The sequence below is a fragment of the Pseudomonas sp. P5_B2 genome (assembly GCF_056400445.1).
Map to the genome: position 1 here is coordinate 1 of NZ_JBFULH010000446.1, position 3,393 is coordinate 3,393.

At 58.0% G+C, this 3,393-nt stretch carries 5 protein-coding genes; all 5 read right to left on the bottom strand.

Annotation, left to right across the window (positions count from 1 at the left end):
* The coding region (locus AC1DRJ_RS22080; RefSeq protein ID WP_477804009.1) for an ATP-binding cassette domain-containing protein at positions 1–379 on the bottom strand (379 nt) is incomplete at its 3' end.
* Positions 380–385: 6 nt separating this feature from the next.
* The gene (locus AC1DRJ_RS22085) at positions 386–1,360 is read right to left on the bottom strand and encodes an amino acid ABC transporter permease (protein WP_223516541.1); all 975 of its coding nucleotides are present in this window, start codon (positions 1,358–1,360) and stop codon (positions 386–388) included.
* Between the two features lie 127 nt (positions 1,361–1,487).
* The gene (locus AC1DRJ_RS22090; RefSeq protein ID WP_477804010.1) at positions 1,488–2,738 is read right to left on the bottom strand and encodes a 2-aminoadipate transaminase; all 1,251 of its coding nucleotides are present in this window, start codon (positions 2,736–2,738) and stop codon (positions 1,488–1,490) included.
* A gap of 196 nt (positions 2,739–2,934) precedes the next feature.
* A complete protein-coding gene (locus AC1DRJ_RS22095; RefSeq protein WP_477804011.1) occupies positions 2,935–3,273 on the bottom strand; it encodes a HopJ type III effector protein in 339 nt (112 codons plus the stop codon).
* Positions 3,266–3,393 (bottom strand): DUF1244 domain-containing protein (locus AC1DRJ_RS22100; protein ID WP_477804012.1); only part of this gene is annotated, 128 nt, incomplete at its 5' end. The genes AC1DRJ_RS22095 and AC1DRJ_RS22100, both read right to left, overlap by 8 nt.

Consider the following 3,393-nt stretch of genomic DNA (forward strand, 5'->3'; position numbering starts at 1 on the left):
GTACCAATTGCGGGGCCAGGGTCAGGTTGTCCATCACACTCAAGTGCGGGAACAGGTTGAAGCTTTGAAACACCATGCCGATTTCGCTGCGCACGGCGCTGACACTTTCCGCTTCGCTGGTGAGGGTGATGCCGTTGACCTGAATGTGGCCTTTCTGAAAGTTTTCCAGGTGGTTGATGCAGCGAATCATCGTCGATTTGCCTGAGCCTGATGGCCCGCACACCACCAGAATTTCGCCGGTTGCGACCTTCAGGTCGACATCGCGCAAGGCGTGAAAATTGCCGTACCACTTGTTCAGGCCCGTAATCGAGATCATCGAAGGGCCAGGATTTACAACCGGGGCAAGGTCGAGTTGTTCAGCGGTGTTGGTTGGAGTCATCACGTATCAGCCCCTCGCCGTGGAACGGTTGACCCGTTTTTCGATTCGCGCTTGCACCCGTTCGAGAATGAACGACAGCGCCCAGTAAATCATCGCGGCAGTGATCAGCATCTCCAGGTGGCGGAAGTCTGCCCGGCCCTGGGTCTTGGCCAGGTACATCAGTTCCCAGACACCAATCACCGACACCAGCGAACTGTCCTTGAGCATGGCGATAAATTGATTGCCGGTCGGCGGAATGATCACCCGCAAGGCCTGGGGCATGATCACGCGGCTGAGGGTTTTGAACGGGCTGATGTTCAGGGCTCGCGACGCTTCCCACTGGCCGACCGGAATGCTCTGGATACCGGCACGGAAAATCTCGGTCATGTAGGCGCCATAACACAGTGACAGGGCGAGTATGCCTGCCGGCACCGCGTCGACCACATAGCCAAGTTGTGGCAGGCCCAGGTAAATCAGGTAGATCTGAATCAGCAGCGGCACGCCGCGAAAGAACGAGGTGTAGAACGAGGCGAGGGCATTGGCCAGGCCGTTGTTCGACAGCTTCGCCACCGCGCCGATCAGGGCCAGGACAAATGCGATCACAATGGCCAGGGCGGAGATGTACAAAGTGGTGGCAGCGCCCTGGAGGATCAGGAAACCGACTTTGTCGAGAATGAAGCTGTAGGAGAGGTCGAAGGTATCGAAGAACGCGAGAAACAGGATCAACAGCTCGACCCACACCACGGTGGTCTGCACCTTGAACTTCAAGCGCCCGAGGACATGGAAGTTCAGCGTACCCAGTGCGGCAATACCAAGGCCGATGGCGATGTTGCGAGCGGTGAGGCTGTCCGGGGCATTGCCCAGCAGTGGTTGCAGAAAATGGCTTAGGGCGCTGTTGCCCAGGTTCATCAGGTAGGAGCCGAGGAACAGCACAACGGCGACGGCGAGCAGGAATTGAGGATCGTTGGACTTTTTCTTATAAATTATATTGTCGTGATACATGACTACCTCAATGTGTAGGTGGTGATGTTCTCGCTAGGTAAGGGGGCTTTGGTCAGTATTGCGACACGAATTCGGGGACAACAAGCGAACTTAATTCGCTACGTCAGTCCCAGAACTCATTTTGCAATCAGGATAATTTGGAGAGGCACGCTTCAAGAATGTCCAGCCCTTCCTCCAGCACCGAGGCTTCGGTGGTCAATGGCGCCAACAGTCGGATGATGTGGCGCGACTTGCCGCTGGGCATCAGCAGCAGACCTGCATCCCTTGCCAGACTCAGCAGTTGTGTCAACTGCGCCGATGCCGGCGTGCCGTCTGCCTTGATCAACTCGATGCCGCGCATTGCACCCACGCCGGTCAAACGCCCCAGATACGGTGAAAGCTTGCTGTCGCGCCAGGCTTCGTAACGGCTGACAATCGCTTCTTCCTGCTGCGTGCCCCAGGCTTGCAACTGTGCATCGGTCATTTCATCCAGCGTCGCCAGCGCGGCGGCGCAGGCGATGGGGTTGCCCGAATAAGTACCGCCCAGACCGCCCTTGGGCAAGGTGTCGAGCAATGCTTTGCGCCCGACCACCGCACCGAGTGGCACGCCGCCGGCAATGCTTTTGCCCAGCAGGATCAAATCCGGCTCGATGCCCAGTCGCGAGAACGCAAAACGCTGGCCGGTGCGGCCGAAACCGGACTGGATTTCATCAGCAATCAGCAGAATATTCTTTTCATCGCAGAACTTGCGCAGCGCTTGGGCGAACCCCACGTCCATCGCCAGAAAGCCCGCTTCGCCCTGCACCGGTTCGACGATAAAACACGCTACGTCATCGACGTCGATCTCGACGCTGAACAGGCGATCCATGGCCTTCAGCGCTTCGGCACAGGTCACGCCGTTGTCCTTGCTTGGGTACGGCAAGTGAAACACCGGCCCCGGTAGCACGCCGACTTTATGTTTGTAGGGAGCAACTTTGCCGTTGAGGTTGAGGGTGGCGAGGGTACGGCCGTGGAAGGCTCCGTCGAAGGCGATCACGGCGGTGCGGCCGGTGGCGCCACGGACGATTTTGAGGGCGTTTTCCGCCGCTTCCGCGCCGCTGTTGGTGAGCATCCCGCTGACCGGGTAATCCACCGGAATGAACGCGCTCAGGCGATCCATCAGCTCGATGTAAGGCACATGCGGGGCGGCGTTGAACGCGTAGTGGGTCAGCCGGGTGGCTTGTTCGCGAATGGCTTCGACGATGCGCGGGTGGCAATGGCCGAGGTTCAGTACGCCGATACCGCCGACGAAGTCGATGTAACGCTTGCCATCGGTGTCCCAGACCTCGGCATTTTTGCCGTGGCTGAGCGTGACAGGATGAACGATGTTGATCGACTGGCTGATGGATTCGCTGCTCATGGATGACCGACTCTGAAGAAGGGATGCTTCTTTTTATCTAAGCCGTGAGCGGTGGTGCTCGGCAAACGAAATAAAGTTGCCGGGTCAATCTTAAAAGTCGGGATGTGGTGTGGCTCTTGTAGAAGCACGGCTTGCTGGCGATGACGTCTCTGAGATCGCTATCGCGAGCAAGCTTTGCTCCTACGGAAAAAGCGTTTTAGCGGCGAGTCAGTGGTTGCTGAGTGAACTTCACGCCAGCCAGCCCATGGGCAATCAATGCGCGAATATTGCCGTGGTCGCTGCCTTCAGGCGTTGCAACCACCGAACGGTAATGCTCGCCAAACGCCAGCAGCGCTTCTTCATCGCTCAGACCTTCCAGCAGCGCCAGACCCAGGGTCTTGCACGAACCTTCGTTCTGACCGACCGCGTTTTCCACGCCGCCGTTGTTGAACGCCTGTGGTTGATAGTCGTAACCGGCGGCGATGAAGGCCAGGGTGTCGGCAAAGGCGTGTTCGCCGCTCTGGAGGCTGGCGCGCAGGGTGTTCAAATCACTCATTGGGTTTTCCTTTGGCAAACGCCGCTTGTTGTTCGGCGCTGGCTTCTTGCTGGTATTGAGCTTTCCATTCGGCGTACGGCATGCCGTAAACCACTTCGCGGGCGTCATCAAGGCTGACGT